Source organism: Sandarakinorhabdus sp. FBCC-B8862 (genome assembly GCF_059745315.1).
The window spans coordinates 1,945,287-1,960,542 of sequence record NZ_CM185574.1 but is presented as its reverse complement, the minus strand read 5'-3'; the positions used below and the strand labels follow the sequence as shown (position 1 = coordinate 1,960,542).

The window sequence follows — 15,256 nt, the reverse complement described above, 5'->3', positions numbered from 1 at the left end:
CGCAAGGGTCGCCGGAACGGCGATGACACCGATTCAGATTGGTCGGGAAATGCTCTAGCCCTCGATCTTCTCGCGCTTGTAGGTGCCCCACATTTCAGAGCGCAGGATATAGCCGGACTTGCCATCCTTGCTGACCCGGCACCACAGATCCTCACACAAGGTCACCAGCACCACGGCACCCGGCGCGATGCGCCAGGCGATGCGGCTTTTCACATCGGGCGAGACATAGAGGAGGCGGGTCTGCCCGGTGATGATGGCGGTGCGCTGGCTGGTGAGCAGCGCCTTGTTCATCCAGCCGATTTCGCCGGCCGGGTCGCGCACCTTGCGCCAGATTTCATATTCCTGCAGCACCTCCACCGGCAGGCCGGCGCGCTTGTATTCCCACTTGATCGGGAAGCGTTCGCCGGGGCCGGTGCGCATCATGGCGCTGTTGCTCTTGATCGAGACGAAGCGGGGCTTGGGCAGATCGGTGGTGCCATCGGCAAATTCGGTGGCGGCCAAGGCGGTGGGCGCCGTGGCCGCGATCAGGCCCAACGGCAGCAGGAACAGGCGAGACAGAAGGCGCTTCATGGCCCTTCCTCTTGACCGGTTGGCCGTTGCCGCGCAAGCCTTGCCGCAAACATCATCGCCGCAGTGGAACGCCCATGCCCAACACCCCGCGCCCCAAGGTCATCGTCACCCGCCGCCTGCCGCAGGCGGTGGAAACCCGCATGGCCGAACTGTTCGATGTCGAACTGAACCTGACCGACACGCCGTTCAGCCAGGAGCAGTTGGCCGATGCCGCGCGCCGCTGCGACGTGCTGGTGCCGACGGTGACCGATCATGTCGATGCCGCCGTGTTTGCCGCCGCCGCCGAGGCTGGCCGGCTGAAGCTGTGCGCCAATTTCGGCGTGGGGGTGGACCATATCGATCTCTCCGCCGCCCGCGTCGCCAAGGTGACGGTGACCAACACGCCCGGCGTGCTGACCGATGACACCGCCGACATGGTGATGGCGCTGATCCTGTCGGTCCCGCGCCGGCTGGGCGAGGGCGAGAAGCTGGTGCGCCAGGGCAATTGGGCCGGCTGGTCCCCCACCGGCATGCTGGGCCACCGCATCACCGGCAAGCGGCTGGGCATCATCGGCATGGGCCGCATCGGCAGCGCAGTCGCCCGCCGCGCCCGCGCATTTGGCCTGACGGTGCATTATCACAACCGCACCCGCCTGCCGCCCAGCATCGAGGCGGAGATGGAAGCGACCTGGTGGGCCGATCTGGACGCCATGCTGGCGCGGGTGGACATCATCAGCATCAACTGCCCGCACACGCCGGACACCCACCATCTGATCGACGCGCGCCGCTTCGCGCTGATGCAGAAGAGCGCCTATATCATCAACGCCGCGCGCGGTGAGATCGTGGACGAGAATGCCCTGTGCGAGGCGCTGGCAAAGGGTCAGATCGCCGGTGCGGGGCTGGACGTGTTCGAACATGAACCGGCAGTGGACCCGCGCCTTTTGGACCTGCCCGGCGTGGTGCTGCTGCCGCACATGGGCAGCGCGACCTTTGAAGGCCGCCAGGCGATGGGCGAGAAGGTGATCGCCAATATCCGCGTTTGGGTGGATGGGCATCGGCCGCCGGATATTGTGCTGGAGGGGTGGGCATAAGGCGGCTGTGGCGATCGCGCAGCGATAACCACAGACTCGCCGCATGCCGGCCAGCGAGCGAAACGGGCGGGCCTTCCCCGCGCGTTTTGACTCGTCTGACGGCGTGGCTCCGCCACGCCCTTCCCTCTCCTTTCCCTTCTTCCAAACACGGACTCGGCGGCTTTGCCGCCGGCCGTGGCCCTGTGCCTCGACAAGCTCGGCATGAGCGGGTCTGGTCCATATTCCACGCCCCACCCCCTGCCCCTCCCGCAAGCGGGAGGGGAGTGGCGCGGGCAAAACGGCCTAGGCTGCCCACAACCAAGGGAGCCGCCACCAATGAAAGCCATCCGCCTTCGCCACCCCGCCGGCATCGACAATCTGAAGTATGAGGACATGGCCGAGCCGGGCGCGCCGGGGCCGGGCCAGATCAAGGTGCGCATCCGGGCCAGCAGCCTGAATTATCATGATTATATCGTGGTCGTCGGCGGCATCCCCACGCCCGATGGCCGCATTCCGATGAGCGACGGTGCCGGCGAGGTGCTGGCCGTGGGCGAGGGCGTGAGCGAGTTCCGGCCCGGCGACCTGGTGGTGTCCACCTTCTTCCCGACCTGGCTTGACGGCAAACCGAACATGGCGGGTTTTGCCGGGGTGCCGGGCGATGGCGCCGATGGCTATGCGGTGGAAGAGGTGGTGGCGCCGGCGACCAGCTTCACTCACGCGCCGTTCGGCTACAGCCATGCCGAGGCCGCCACCCTCACCTGCGCCGGGCTGACCGCCTGGCGGGCGCTGGTGCCGGAGGGCCAGGTGAAGGCCGGCGATGTCGTGCTGGTGCAGGGCACCGGCGGGGTTTCGATCTTTGCGCTGCAGTTCGCCAAGATGATGGGGGCGACGGTGATCGCCACCAGTTCGAGTGACGAAAAGCTGGCCCGCCTTGCGGCCATGGGGGCGGACCATCTGATCAACTACAAGGCGACGCCCAATTGGGGGGCGGAGGCGCTGAAGCTGACCCACGGGCGCGGGGTGGACCATATTGTCGAGATTGGCGGCGCCGGCACCATGCCCGAATCGATCACCGCCTGCGCGGTGGGCGGCCATATCAGCCTGATCGGTGTGCTGGCGGGCTATGCCGGGCCGGTGCCCACCGTGCAGCTGATGGCCAAGCAGATCCGCCTGATCGGCATCACCGTAGGCACCCGCCGCCAGCAGCAGGACATGATCCGGGCGATCAACCAGAACGGGCTGCGGCCGGTGATCGATTCGCATTTCCCGCTGGCCGAGCTGGGCGCCGCCTTCCGCCACCAGGAGTCGGCCAAGCATTTCGGCAAGATTTGTGTGGAGATCTGAGGGCTGAAACATTCCGGGTGGCTGGTGCGAAAGACCGGGCGAAGGAGCCTGCCCGTGAAGTTCCGCCTGTTGCCCGCCCTTGTTGCCCTGCTGTCGGCCGCGCCCGTGCTGGCCGCCGATGCCGCCCACCCGACGGTGATCGAGCTGTTCCAGAGCCAGGGGTGTTCATCCTGCCCGCCGGCCAATGCCAATGTGATGGCGCTGGCCGACCGGCCGGACCTGCTGGTGCTGAGCTTTGGCGTGACCTATTGGGACCAGCTGGGCTGGAAGGACAATTTTGCCAGGGCCGAGTTCACGCAGCGGCAATATGATTATCGCGGCGGCCTGCGCCACGCCAATGTGTGGACGCCGCAGACGGTGATCAACGGCCGGGTGGATGTGACCGGCGTGCGTGCTGGCGAGCTCGCGCAGGCGGTGGCGGCGGGGGATCGCGGCACGGGCGGCCCGGCGGTGGCGGCGGCGGCCGGGCGGATCAGCATCGGGGCCGGCAATGGTGCGGGCGATGTGTGGCTGGTGCGTTATGACCCGCGCATCGTGCAGGTGCCGATCAGGGCCGGGGAGAATGGCGGCCGCACCCTGCCGCACCGCAATGTCGTGCGGGCGCTGGTGCGGCTGGGCGGCTGGAACGGCGCTGCCACCGGCTTTGCCCGGCCGGCGCCGGTGCCGGGCCTGGCCGAAGCGGTGCTGGTGCAGCGCCCCGGTGGCGGTCCGATCCTGGCGGCGCTGAAGCTCTAATCGCGCAGCAGCTCGTTGATGCCGGTCTTGCTGCGGGTCTGAGCGTCCACCGTCTTCACGATCACGGCGCAGTAGAGGTTGGGGCCCGGCGTGCCGTCGGGCAGCGGCTTGCCGGGCATGGTGCCCGACACGACCACGGCATAGGGCGGCACCTTGCCGATGTGGATTTCGCCGGTGGCGCGATCGACGATCTTGGTGCTGGCGCCCAGATAGACGCCCATCGACAGCACGGCGCCTTCGCCAACGATCACGCCTTCGGCCACTTCGGCGCGGGCGCCGATGAAGCAATTGTCCCCGATGATGACCGGATTGGCCTGCAGCGGTTCGAGCACGCCGCCGATGCCGGCCCCGCCCGAGATATGGACATTCTCGCCAATCTGGGCGCAGCTGCCGACGGTGGCCCAGGTATCGACCATCGTGCCCTTGCCCACCCGCGCGCCGATGTTGACAAAGCTGGGCATCAGGACGGCGCCCGGTGCGATATAGGCGCCGCGGCGGACGATGGCTCCGGGCACGGCGCGGAAACCGGCCTCTCGGAAGCGGTTGTCGCCCCAAGCGTCAAACTTCAGGGGCACCTTGTCATAGAAGCTGGCGTTGCCAAAGCCGGGCATCACCTGGTTGTCGTGCAGGCGGAAGCTCAGGAGCACAGCCTTTTTCAGCCACTGGTTGGTGCGCCAGCCACCGTTGCCATCGGGTTCGGCCACCCGCACCTCGCCGGCATCCAGCATGGCGATGGCGCGTTCCACGGCCAGGCGCAGCTCGCCTTCGGTGCGGTGGCTGATGTCGGCGCGCTTTTCCCAGCCCGCTTCGATGATCTGTTCGATGCTCATGCCTGTTGTTCCAATCCTGCCAGCACGTCGGCCAGAAAAGCGGCCAGATCAGTGACGCGAAAATCAATATGGTCAAGTCCGTCAATCGGCCCCTGTTCCGAACCATTGTCGATCCACACCGTGACCATGCCGATCGCCTTGGCCGGCACCAGGTTGCGCGCCATGTCCTCCACGAACAGGGCACGGGCCGGATCGATGCCGTGGGTGGCGCACATGTGGGCATAGGCCGGCGGCTGCGGTTTCGGCACATAATCCAGCGCGTGGATGTCGTGCAGGGCGTCAAAGGCGTGGGTGAGGCCCAGCCGCGCCAGCACCCGTTCGGCATAGGGCGCATCGGCGTTGGTGAAGACGAACTTGCGGCCCGGCAGCCGGCTGATCAGATTGCCGAGCTCGGGATGCGGGCGGATCACATCCAGATCGACATCATGGACTTGGGCGAGGAATTCATGCGGATCGACATTGTGGAGCGCCATCAGGCCCGGCAGCGTCATGCCGTGGGAGTGGAACAGACCCTTCTGGATGCGATGGGCCTCCTGGGGATCAACGCCCAGCAACCGCTGGATATAGAGGCCCATGCGCGCATCGATCTGCGGGAACAGCGACGAGTGCGCGGGATAGAGCGTGTTGTCGAGATCGAAGATCCACGCATCGATATGGGAAAGCGGGCCGGCCATGGCGCTGCCATAGCGGGCGACGGGCGGCACGTCACCTCATGGCTGTTGTCACAGCGATCTAACCAAAATGTCATGAAGCTGTCACGACAGTGAAACATGAGTGTCGCGCATCTGTCATCGACAGGGAGTAGCGGCCCGGCTCAGTTCAACAGACACAGCCACAGGCCCCCCTTCATGACCATGACCACCAGCGCGATGGCCATCGCCGTCGCCAGTCTCTCGCTTAACTTCGCCGTGCAGGCCCAGACCGCCGCGCCGGCCGCGCCCACCGCCACCGACGTGGTGCAGCAGGCTGATGACAGCGGCGTCGAGGAAATCGTGGTGACCGCCACCAAGCGCGCCACCAACCTGCAGCAGACGCCGATCTCCATTTCGGTGCTGGGCGGCGCGGCGCTGAAGGAACGGCGGGTGCAGAGCCTGCTCGATCTGGCCGACGGCGGCGTGCCGTCCTTGCGCGTTGCCACCTTCGAAGCCCGCCAGTCCGCACTCACCATCGGCATTCGCGGCATCGTGCCATTGGACGCCAACCAGCCGGCACGCGAGCAGGGCGTGGGCGTCTATATCGATGGGGTCTATCTCGGCCGCCAGCACGGCCTGAACGCCGCGCTGTTCGATGTGGAGCGCATCGAGGTGCTGAAGGGCCCGCAGGGCACGCTGTTCGGCCGCAACACCGAAGGCGGCGCGCTGTCCATCGTCACCCGCGAGCCGACCGGCGAGTTCGGCGGCAACATCTCGGCCGGCTATGGCAATCTGGGCGCCTATACGGTGCAGGCCCATGTCGATCTGCCAAGCATCGCCAACATCGCCATCAAGGTTGATGCGGTGAAGCAGTATCAGGATCCGGTCACCAAAAACCCACTCGCCGGCCAGACCGGCTGGGGCTTTTTTGACCGCCAGGGCATCCGCGTTGCCGCCAAGTGGAGCCCGGTTGACGGCATCAGCAACACCTTCTCGTTCGATGTGGCGCGCGACAAAAACTCGCCTTTCTACAGCCAGCTGCTCAACTACAACCCCAACAACTGCCTGTCGGGCGGCAGCAACACCGCGCCGCTGGCCATCCCGGCCGGCAGCACGTGCGTGACCCCGGGCACCGCCTTCACCGGCACGCGCGGCACCGTGCAGCCGCTGCTGCCCGGCGTGGTGGTGAACGGCAACACGCTGATGCGCACCGCCGATATCGGCGTGCCGCAGGCGCCCAGCGTCGATGAAACCTTCGGCTTCACCAACCTGTTCAAGTGGAAGGTGGTGCCGGAACTGGAACTGCGCGCCATCACCGCCTGGCGCGGCGTCGATGTCGACCAGTGGGACAATTCGGGCGGCTATCACCGCGTGCCCGTGGTGGCGCCGGGCTGCACCGGCAACGCCTGCAACTTCAGCCGCTATTCCAACGCCACCCTGCGCCAGCGCCAGTTCAGCCAGGAACTGCAGGCGGTCGGCACCATCGGCCAGGTCGATTATGTCGCCGGCCTCTATTATTTCAACGAGCGGGTGAGCGATGATGCCTTCACCCCCAACTCGATGGCGATCCAGGGTTATACCACCGCCGGCCAGACCAGCGGCTTCACCTATGTCGTGCTGAACAGCTGCACCGGTTCGGCCGGCTTTGGCTGGGATCCGGGCTGCCGCTCGATCGACCGCGCCAGCGCCGTGCGCTCGCGCAGCTATGCCGCCTATGGCAATGTCACCTGGAACATCCAGAGCGACCTGCACCTGACCGTGGGTGGCCGCTACAACATCGACAAGAAGCAGGGCGCGCTGCTGTTCTCGCGCAACATCAACTATGTCACCAATCCGGCGGCTGCGGCGGCCAACGGCTACACTCCGCTCGACCGCACCTGGCGCCGGTTCAACCCGATCGTCACCCTGGCCTATGATGTCAGCGACGATGTCCACGCCTATGCCAAATATGCCACCGGCTATCGCGCCGGTGGCGCGTCCAGCCGCACGTCGAACTATCAGGCCTTCGATCCGGAAGACGTGAAGTCCTATGAAGTCGGCCTGAAGACCGAATTCTTTGGCCGGCGTGGCCGCTTCAACATCGCGGCCTACATGATGGACCGCACCAACAGCCAGGTTGACCTGTCGACCATCCAGCCCACCGCGACCGGCAATTTCAACAACCTCGTCACCATCAACGCGCCGGGCACCACCAAGATCCGCGGGATCGAAGCCGACCTGACGCTGAACCCGGTGGAAGGCCTGACGCTGGGCGCCTCCTATGCCTATACCTATACCGACATTCCGCTGGTGCCGGTGACCTACACCGAGCGCACCGCAACCGGCGCGCCGACCGGCAATGTCACCACCGTGCCGCAGAAATTCTACATCGTGTTCACCCCGCGCAATGCGGCCAGCGGCACGATCGATTATGTGACGCAGATCAGCGGCAACAGCGACATGAAGCTGAAGTTCCACCTGGACGCCAACTATGCCCAGGCCACCCAGACCTTTGACCAGTTCGCCACCAAGGCCGATGCCTCGTTCATCGTGAACGGCCGCGTCTCGCTGACCGATATCGATCTGGGTGCCGGCGATTCCAAGCTGACCGTCAGCCTGTGGAGCCGCAACCTGTTCAACAACCAGTATGTCTATCGCCGCGATCCGTCGAACAGCCTGCCGGCGGTGCAGACGACGGCGGCCAGCGGCGTGCCGAACATCCTGCTGGTTGGCAACAATTCCAGCGTGCTGGGTGATTATGGCAACTTCAACATGCCGCGCACCTTTGGCGTGGAAGCCAATATCCGCTTCTGATGCATCAGGCGGCACGCCGGGTGCGCCCGGCCTGCCGCTGGCAGCCGACAGCAAAGGGCCGGCCCGTCTCCGATGGGCCGGCCTTTTGCTGTCTGGAATGGGGGCGGGATGGGTTGGGCGGGTGGCCGGCCGGCGGGTCGGATCGCCGGCCAGGCCACCCCGCACCACCTGAAGCGGAGGAATCAGGCCAGACCCTCATGCGCCAGCCAGCCATATTGTGCACTGCGGCATGGGCGCCGCGCTTCGCAATGTCGCGGCCCGGCCGGGCGCTTGCACAAAGCGGCGGCCGGTGATGAGGTGTGCCGATGTCGCAATTCGAATTCATCTTCTCCTTCTTCGGCCTGCTGCTCGGCCTGTCGCTGACCGAGATCTTGGCCGGGCTGGCCCGCGCCATCCAGGCGCAGCTGCGGCCCGGATCGGTGGTGCGCATTGGTTGGTTGACCCCGCTGCTCGGCACCTTCGTGCTGCTGGATCTGATCAGCTTCTGGCAGGCGGCCTGGGTGACGCGCGATGTGCTGGCGGTGTCGGGCCATGCGCTGATGGCAATCATGCTGTTCACCGGCGCCTATTTTCTCGCCGCCAGCCTGGTGTTCCCGCGCGACAGTGACGAAGCCGGCGATCATGATGCGCATTTCTTCCGCGTGCGCCGCATCGTCATCGGCGTGATGCTGGTGCTGCTGGCCTGCCAGCTCGGCTTTTACGCCAGCCAGCCGGCGCTGGCGAAACTGCTGACCCGGCCGCTGTCACTGGGGCTGACGGTGGTGCTGGTGATCCTGATGCTGGCGGCGATGCTGGCACGCGGCAAGCGCTGGTGCGAACTCACCATGGCGGCGCTGGTGGCGCGCTATGTGGTGGTTTACTTGCTCTGAAGCCGGGATTTCACCCAGGCCGCGCCCTCCGCCAGCGCAGCATCAGCGCCGGGCAACAAGCCGGTCATCGACAGGAAGCCGTGGATCATGCCGGCATGGCGGGTCAGCTGCACCGGCACGCCGCTGGTTTCGAGCCGCCGCGCATAGGCCTCGCCCTCGTCGCGCAGCACGTCATATTGGGCGGTTTGCACCAGCGCCGGCGGCAGCCCGGCCAGATCGGCGCGCTGCATCGGCCGGGCATCCGGCCCATCACCGCCATATTGCTGCCAATACCAGCGCATCGCCGCGGTCGAGAGGCCGAAGCCGACATCATTTTCGGCATAGCTGGGATAGGCCGCCGCATCCGGCCAATCGGTGACCGGATAGATCAGCCATTGGCCGGCGAGATCGCGCGCGTGTGCGGCGACCACCGCCGCCAGATTGCCGCCGGCCGAATCGCCGGCCACGACGATGCGGCTGGCATCCAGCCCGTGCGCCGCGCCCTGGTCGCGCACCCACGCCAGCCCGGCCAGGCAATCATCGAGCGACACCGGGAAGGGATGTTCGGGCGCCAGCCGATAATCGACCATCACCACCGCCGCGCCGGTGGCATTGGCGATCGCGACCGCCAGCGGCTGGTGCGTGTCGTTGCTGCACACCACCCAGCCGCCACCGTGCAGGAACAGCACGACTGGGTGCGGGCCGGGCGTGGACGGCCGGATGATGCGCAGGGCGAGGTCGCCCTCGATGATATCCTCCCGCCCCGCCGGCTTGGGCGCCATCGCCAGCAGCATGGCGACCCGCGCCTGCATCGCGGCGCGCGCGGCGGTGGCGGTGTGTCGCCCATAATCCGGCTCCGCCGGCATCAGGCTGAGCATCTGGGCGAGCATGGGGTGCAGCGTCATGCCAGCAGCGTGGCATGAACCGGGGCATCAGGCAAAGCGCTGTTTCAGCCCCACCATGGCGAGCGCAGCAGCGGCCGCCTCGCCGCCCTTGTTCTTCTGGGTCTTGTCGGCCCGGGCGATGGCCTGGGCTTCGTTTTCGACCGTCAGGATGCCGTTGCCGATGGCGAGGCCATCCAACGTGAGGGCCATGATGGCGCGGGCGCTTTCGCCGGCCACAACCTCGAAATGATAGGTTTCGCCGCGGATCACGCAGCCCAGCGCAACATAGCCATCATATTGGCCGCTGGCATCGGCAAAGGCGATGGCGGCCGGGATTTCCAGCGCGCCGGGCACCGAAATCACGTCCCAGGTGGCACCGGCGGCGGCCAGCGCTTCGGTCACGCCGTCGCGCTGCATGGCGGCGATGTGGGTGTAGAACGGGGCTTCGACGATCAGGATGTGCATGGCTCAGGTCTCCGGCAGGCCGTGGGCGGCAAGATGGCCGCCCTGATAGCAGGGATTTCGGGTCACGTCCGCGCCCAGCCAGGCGGGCTGGGGCAGCGCCGCCAGGCTGGCAGCATCGGCCGCTTCGCGTTCGGCCAGCACCAGGCCAGCGAGCGGGCCGTCGAACAGGTCGATGCTGAACCCGTCCAGCTGGTGGCGGCGCTTGGTGATGACATGGGCGGACAGCGCCGCAACGACCGCATGCTCCGCCGCGTCCAGATAGGCGGTGACGATGGGGCGGGCGGCGGGATCGGCGCTGTCATATTTGCGGGTCAGCTTGTGCTGCACCGCGCCAGTTTCGCTGTCGGTGATGCGGCGCAGGCGCAGGCGGGTGCCGATGATATAGCGATCCTCGATGCGGCGATGCGCGGCCGGCAGGGGCGGCAATTGCGCCACCATCCAGCGGCGCTCCCGCTCGACAAGGCTGTATTTCGGCAGCACCGGCCGCAGGTCAGGCGCGCAGCGGGATGGCGCGTTCGCCAACCACCTTCAGGCCATAGCCTTCGATGCCGACGATGTTGCGGTGCTGGTTGGTGAGCAGGATCATATCGGTGACACCCAGATCCACCAGGATCTGCGCGCCGATGCCATAATCGCGCAGGGTGATCGGTTCGCCCTTGCCCTTCGCGCGCATCTGTTCGGAAATGGCGGTGGGGCTGCCATCACGGATGATGACGATGATGCCGGCGCCCTCGCTGCCGATCACGTCCATGGCGCGCTGCAGCTGGCCGGCGCGGTCACCCTTTTCGGCGAACATGTCGGTGAACATCGATTGGGTGTGCATGCGCACCAGCGTGGGTTTGCCTGGCTCGATGCGGCCCTTCTGCAGCACCATATGCTCGCCATATTCGGCGGTGTTGGCATAGGTTTTCGCCGTCCACTCGCCGCCGTGCCAGCTTTCCAGCTTGGTTTCGGCCACGCATTTCACCAGCCGGTCGTGGGCGTGGCGATAGGCGATGAGATCGCGGATGGTGCCGATCTTCAGGCCGTGGCGGCGGGCGAACGGGATCAGATCGGGCAGCCGCGCCATGGTGCCATCATCGTTCATGATCTCGCAGATCACGCCGCTGGGGTTCAGCCCGGCCAGCCGGCTGATGTCCACGCTGGCTTCGGTATGGCCAGCGCGCACCAGCACGCCGCCATCGCGGGCGACGAGCGGAAACACATGGCCGGGGGAAACGATATGTTCCGGCCCCTTGGCGGCATCGATGGCCACGGCAACCGTCCGCGCCCGGTCAGCCGCCGAAATGCCGGTGGTGACGCCCTCCTTGGCCTCGATCGAAACGGTGAAGGCGGTGGAATGGCGGGTGCCATTGTGCTGCGCCATCAGCGGCAGGCCCAGCGCCTTCACGCGGTCGGCCGCCATGGCGAGGCAGATCAGGCCGCGGCCGAACTTGGCCATGAAGTTGATGGCATCGGGCGTCGCCATCTGGCCGGGGATGATCAGATCGCCCTCATTCTCGCGATCCTCGTCATCGACCAGGATATACATGCGGCCGTTGCGGGCCTCGTCGATGATCTCCTCGATCGGCGACAGGGCGGGGCCGGCGCTGCGGTCGGCCAGCCAGGCCTCCAGCTTGCGCAGGGTCTCGGCGGTGGGGTTCCAGTCCGCCTCGTCCAGGGCGCGCAGGCTGTTGGCATGCAGGCCGGCGGCGCGGGCCATGCCGGCCTTGGTCTCCTCACCGCTGGCAACCAGGTCACGCAACCGGGCAATCAGGGACTCGCTCATCACAGGGCCTCACATCGGAATGTGAGGGAGGCATGCGCCTGTCACATTGGGATGTCAAGACTTGAGCTGGTTCATCCGGAACAGATAGCGGGCCAGCACATCAATCTCGATGTTCACCTCGTCGCCCGCCGCCGCGGTGCCAAAGGTCGTCCATTCGGCGGTGTGCGGGATGATGTTGACGGTGAACCAGTGGCCCAGATCATCGTCGCTCACCTCGTTGACCGTGAGCGACACGCCGTTCAGGCAGATGCTGCCCTTGGGCGCGACATAGGGGGCGACGCTGGCCGGCATCTGGAAGGTGAAGCGCTTCGAATCGCCCTCCGCCTCGATGCTGGCGATGCGGCCGACGGCATCGACATGGCCGGTGACGATATGGCCGCCCAGCTCATCGCCCACCTTCAGCGCGCGTTCCAGGTTGAGCCGGGCGCCCTCGTGCCACATCTGCGCCGCCGTGCGCCGCCGGGTTTCGGCCGACACGTCAAACGTCAGGCTGTCCGCCGTCTTGGCCACCACCGTCAGGCACACGCCCGAATTGGCGATGGAAGCGCCGATGGCGATGCCGCTGGTGTCATAGCCGCAGGCGACCGTGACGCGCAGGTCGCCGCGCTCCTCTGCCGCCGTGATGGTGCCGATGTCGGTGATGATGCCGGTGAACATGGGGATGCGTTACCTGTTCCGCGTGAAGGCTTCAATGCGGTCAACGCCGAGCGCCAGCGCCGGCTGCGCCGTCCAGCGCCCGTGCGCGTCGGCCAGATCGGCCAGACCGATGTCGCCCAGCGTGCGGCCGCCGCCGACGATCACCGGGGCGCGGTGCAGCAGCAGCCGGTCCACCAGATCGGCGGCGAGCAGGCTGGCGGCCAGGCCCATGCCGCCTTCGGCCAGCACATGGAGGGCGGGATCGGCGCACAGCGCCTCGAGATCGGGCAGATGCTGGACACGGATCGGCAGGCTGTGGCCCCGGCCGACCACGCCGATACGCGGCGACCGCGCCTCCAGCCCGGCCAGGCGCACATCCAGTCGGGGCGCATCGGCATCCCAGGTGCCGCGGCCAACGATGATCAGATCGGCGCGCGCCCGTTCCAGATGGGTAGCGGCGCGGGCGCGTGGGCCGGTCAGCCACTGGCTGCGGCCATCGGCCATGGCGATGGCACCATCAAGGCTGGTCGCCAGTTTCAGCGTGATGTGCGGCCGGCCCAGCCGCAGCCGGGTGAGGAAGCCGGCAAGCTGGCCTTCAGCCTCCGCCTGGCGCACGCCGCTGGTCACCGCGATGCCAGCCGCCGCCAGCCGGGCAAGGCCCGCGCCGTTGGTGCGCGGATCAGGATCGGGGGCGGCCACCACCACGCGGGCGATGCCGGCGGCCACCAGCGAGTCGGCGCAGCTTGGCCCGCGCGGGGACTGGTGGGCGCAAGGCTCCAGCGTGACATAGGCGGTGGCGCCGGGCGCGGCCGTGCCGGCCTGTGCCAGCGCCATCGCTTCTGCATGCGGGCGGCCGCCGGGCTGGGTGTGGCCACGGCCGATCACCCGGCCATCGCGCCAGATCACGCAGCCGACCGATGGGTTGGGGGTGGCCAGGCCAACACCGCGGCTGGCGAGCGCCAGCGCAGCGCCCATGCAGCGCCAGTCGTCGGTGGCGCTCACTCTATCGGCGGCTCGGCCGGGGCCGGCACGCGCACGATGGCGTCCACGCTCGGCTGGGCGGCGACATAGGGAATATCCTTCTTGAAGCCGCCGCCAGCGACATAATCATCATATTGTTTCTGCGCGTCGTCCCGCGCCTTGCCCTGCAGCGTGGCAATATAGGCGCGCGCCTGCGCCAGCTTTGCCTCTCGCGCTGCCTTGGTCGCCTTGGCATCGGCGATGGCGTCTTCGCGGCTGCGGTCCGCCTTCCAGCTTTGGGCATAGATGATCACCGGATCGGGCTTGGCATAGCCCCATTGCGATTCGATCAGGAACATCGTCATGATGATCGTCGTCGCCAGCACGGAGCCGGCGCCGATCCAGTAGCGCTTGCGCTTCTGCGCGGCGTCGAGCGGGTCAAGAAAGGCCATGGCGCAAGGATAGGCTGGCCGGGCCGGATTGGCCAGAGGTGCGGCAATCAGCGGCCGAGCAGGGCGATGATGCGCGCGGCGGCATCAGCGATGCTGGTGGTGGCGGTGTCGATGGTAAGTTCCGATGCCGGCATGGCGGCTTCGGCGGCGGCGAATTCGCCGTGCAGCCGGGCCAGCAGGTCCGGATCGCGCAGCTTGCCGAAGCGGGCGCGATCATCATTGGCCACGCGCGCCAGCTGTTCGGCCAGGCCCAGCTGCAGCGCCACGAAGCGGCAGCGCCCGCCGGCACCGGTGAAAATGTCGGCGGCCGCCTGGGGAAAGCCGGGGGAAACGCTCGCTTCCGGCTGGAAGGTGAAGATCAGCGAACGGCCCTCGGCAGCGGCGGCGGTGAAGCTTTCCAGCCAGAAGGCTTCGCGCAAGCGCACGAACGACGGGGAGCCGAAGGGGAAGATGGCGTGCACCGCATCCACCACCAGATGGTTGTGGAACAGCGGCAGGCCGGTTGCATCGGCAACGCGGCGGGCGATGCTGTATTTGCCGGCGGCGGGCGGGCCGTGGAGGAAGAGCAACTGCATGGCCGCCATGGATGGCGCGGTGGCGGCGCCTGTCAATCCGGGGGGCGGGGTGGCCGCCCCCCGGATGGCCGGTCAGGCGGCGTCGGCCAGTTTGAAGCGGATGGTGAAGTTGCGCGTGCTGGCCACCGGCTTGCCATTGTCCAGCGCCGGTTCAAATCGCCAGCGCCGCAGCGCGAAGTCGAGCGCCGCCTTGTCGAGCCGGGCAAAGCCGGACGAGCGCAGCAGGCTGACCGCGCTCACCCGGCCATCGGCGGCGATGCTCACCGTCAGGGTCACGCTGCCTTCCTCGTTCAGCGCACGCGACGCGGACGGATAGGGCGGCTGCATCGCGTCACCACCGCGCAGGCGGGCGATGCGGCTGGGGCCGGGCTGCACCGGCGGCGGGCTGGTCACCACCGGCTCATCACCGCCGCCGGCCACGGTCTGCGGGCCCGGATCAGCGGGGCGGGAGTCGCTGCGCACGACCGGATTAACCTCATTGTCCCACACCGGCTGATCGATCACCGGGTTGACCGGCAGATCGGTGGTGGTGACGATGAGGTCCGCGGGCGGCGTCACCGGGGCGGGCCGGTTGACCAGGATGATCGGCTTTGGCGGTGTGACGATGCGGCTGACCTGCCAGCCGGCGAGCAGCAGGGCGCCAAGGGCAAGATGCACGGCGGCGGTGGCCGCGGTTCCGGAGACGCGGGTGGAGATACGGGTCATCAGCGATACT

17 protein-coding genes are annotated in these 15,256 nt (G+C 67.4%); 5 read left to right on the top strand and 12 right to left on the bottom strand.

Translation table 11 applies throughout. The annotated features are described in order from the left end of the window. Nucleotides 1-54: 54 nt before the first annotated feature. Nucleotides 55-570, bottom strand: a complete 516-nt coding sequence (locus AC6BOR_RS09575; RefSeq protein WP_498058229.1) for an SH3 domain-containing protein — start codon at nt 568-570, stop codon at nt 55-57. A 74-nt stretch (nt 571-644) separates the two neighbouring features. On the opposite strand from AC6BOR_RS09575, the gene AC6BOR_RS09570 reads away from it, so the two are divergent. The 3 genes from AC6BOR_RS09570 to AC6BOR_RS09560 all read left to right on the top strand — a co-directional run bounded on the left by AC6BOR_RS09570 (nt 645) and on the right by AC6BOR_RS09560 (nt 3,698). After that, entirely contained in the window at nt 645-1,640 is a 996-nt protein-coding gene (locus tag AC6BOR_RS09570; RefSeq protein WP_498058228.1) for a 2-hydroxyacid dehydrogenase, read from the top strand. Between the two features lie 315 nt (nt 1,641-1,955). Continuing rightward, nucleotides 1,956-2,963, top strand: a complete 1,008-nt coding sequence (locus tag AC6BOR_RS09565; RefSeq protein WP_094473197.1) for a zinc-dependent alcohol dehydrogenase family protein — start codon at nt 1,956-1,958, stop codon at nt 2,961-2,963. Nucleotides 2,964-3,017: 54 nt separating this feature from the next. Next, nucleotides 3,018-3,698: a DUF1223 domain-containing protein gene (locus AC6BOR_RS09560; protein WP_498058227.1), complete on the top strand. Its 681-nt coding sequence runs from the start codon at nt 3,018-3,020 to the stop codon at nt 3,696-3,698. On the opposite strand, the gene dapD is transcribed toward AC6BOR_RS09560, so the two are convergent. Both dapD and AC6BOR_RS09550 read right to left on the bottom strand, forming a co-directional pair. Then, nucleotides 3,695-4,528: a 2,3,4,5-tetrahydropyridine-2,6-dicarboxylate N-succinyltransferase gene (gene dapD / locus AC6BOR_RS09555; protein WP_498058226.1), complete on the bottom strand. Its 834-nt coding sequence runs from the start codon at nt 4,526-4,528 to the stop codon at nt 3,695-3,697. The genes AC6BOR_RS09560 and dapD overlap by 4 nt on opposite strands. Further along, nucleotides 4,525-5,202, bottom strand: a complete 678-nt coding sequence (locus tag AC6BOR_RS09550) for a pyrimidine 5'-nucleotidase (RefSeq protein WP_498060643.1) — start codon at nt 5,200-5,202, stop codon at nt 4,525-4,527. The genes dapD and AC6BOR_RS09550 overlap by 4 nt, the downstream gene beginning before the upstream one ends. 174 nt (nt 5,203-5,376) lie before the next feature. Between AC6BOR_RS09550 and AC6BOR_RS09545 the strand changes: the two genes are divergently transcribed. Together AC6BOR_RS09545 and AC6BOR_RS09540 are read left to right on the top strand one after the other, a co-directional pair. Continuing rightward, complete coding sequence (locus AC6BOR_RS09545) at nt 5,377-7,953, top strand: TonB-dependent receptor (RefSeq protein WP_498058225.1); 2,577 nt, start codon at nt 5,377-5,379, stop codon at nt 7,951-7,953. Between the two features lie 305 nt (nt 7,954-8,258). Continuing rightward, nucleotides 8,259-8,822: a hypothetical protein gene (locus AC6BOR_RS09540; protein WP_498058224.1), complete on the top strand. Its 564-nt coding sequence runs from the start codon at nt 8,259-8,261 to the stop codon at nt 8,820-8,822. On the opposite strand, the gene AC6BOR_RS09535 is transcribed toward AC6BOR_RS09540, so the two are convergent. The 9 genes from AC6BOR_RS09535 to AC6BOR_RS09495 all read right to left on the bottom strand — a co-directional run bounded on the left by AC6BOR_RS09535 (nt 8,810) and on the right by AC6BOR_RS09495 (nt 15,246). Next, complete coding sequence (locus AC6BOR_RS09535) at nt 8,810-9,706, bottom strand: alpha/beta hydrolase (RefSeq protein ID WP_498058223.1); 897 nt, start codon at nt 9,704-9,706, stop codon at nt 8,810-8,812. The genes AC6BOR_RS09540 and AC6BOR_RS09535 overlap by 13 nt on opposite strands. Nucleotides 9,707-9,733: 27 nt before the next feature. After that, a complete protein-coding gene (gene ribH, locus AC6BOR_RS09530; protein WP_498058222.1) occupies nt 9,734-10,150 on the bottom strand; it encodes a 6,7-dimethyl-8-ribityllumazine synthase in 417 nt (138 codons plus the stop codon). 3 nt (nt 10,151-10,153) lie between these two features. Next, nucleotides 10,154-10,672 carry a CYTH domain-containing protein gene (locus tag AC6BOR_RS09525; protein ID WP_498058221.1) on the bottom strand — a complete coding sequence of 173 codons (519 nt, stop codon included), beginning with the start codon at nt 10,670-10,672 and terminating at the stop codon, nt 10,154-10,156. After that, a complete protein-coding gene (gene ribB, locus AC6BOR_RS09520; RefSeq protein WP_498058220.1) occupies nt 10,641-11,918 on the bottom strand; it encodes a 3,4-dihydroxy-2-butanone-4-phosphate synthase in 1,278 nt (425 codons plus the stop codon). The genes AC6BOR_RS09525 and ribB overlap by 32 nt, the downstream gene beginning before the upstream one ends. A 54-nt stretch (nt 11,919-11,972) precedes the next feature. Next, the gene (locus AC6BOR_RS09515; RefSeq protein WP_498058219.1) at nt 11,973-12,575 is read right to left on the bottom strand and encodes a riboflavin synthase; all 603 of its coding nucleotides are present in this window, start codon (nt 12,573-12,575) and stop codon (nt 11,973-11,975) included. A gap of 9 nt (nt 12,576-12,584) precedes the next feature. Continuing rightward, nucleotides 12,585-13,529, bottom strand: a complete 945-nt coding sequence (gene ribD / locus AC6BOR_RS09510; RefSeq protein WP_498060642.1) for a bifunctional diaminohydroxyphosphoribosylaminopyrimidine deaminase/5-amino-6-(5-phosphoribosylamino)uracil reductase RibD — start codon at nt 13,527-13,529, stop codon at nt 12,585-12,587. 23 nt (nt 13,530-13,552) lie between these two features. Continuing rightward, nucleotides 13,553-13,966, bottom strand: coding sequence for a hypothetical protein (locus AC6BOR_RS09505; protein WP_498058218.1), 414 nt, complete (start codon nt 13,964-13,966; stop codon nt 13,553-13,555). A gap of 47 nt (nt 13,967-14,013) precedes the next feature. Next, a complete protein-coding gene (locus AC6BOR_RS09500) occupies nt 14,014-14,541 on the bottom strand; it encodes a P-loop nucleotide/nucleoside kinase family protein (protein ID WP_498058217.1) in 528 nt (175 codons plus the stop codon). Nucleotides 14,542-14,613: 72 nt separating this feature from the next. Beyond that, a complete protein-coding gene (locus AC6BOR_RS09495; protein ID WP_498058216.1) occupies nt 14,614-15,246 on the bottom strand; it encodes an energy transducer TonB in 633 nt (210 codons plus the stop codon). Nucleotides 15,247-15,256: the final 10 nt, after the last annotated feature.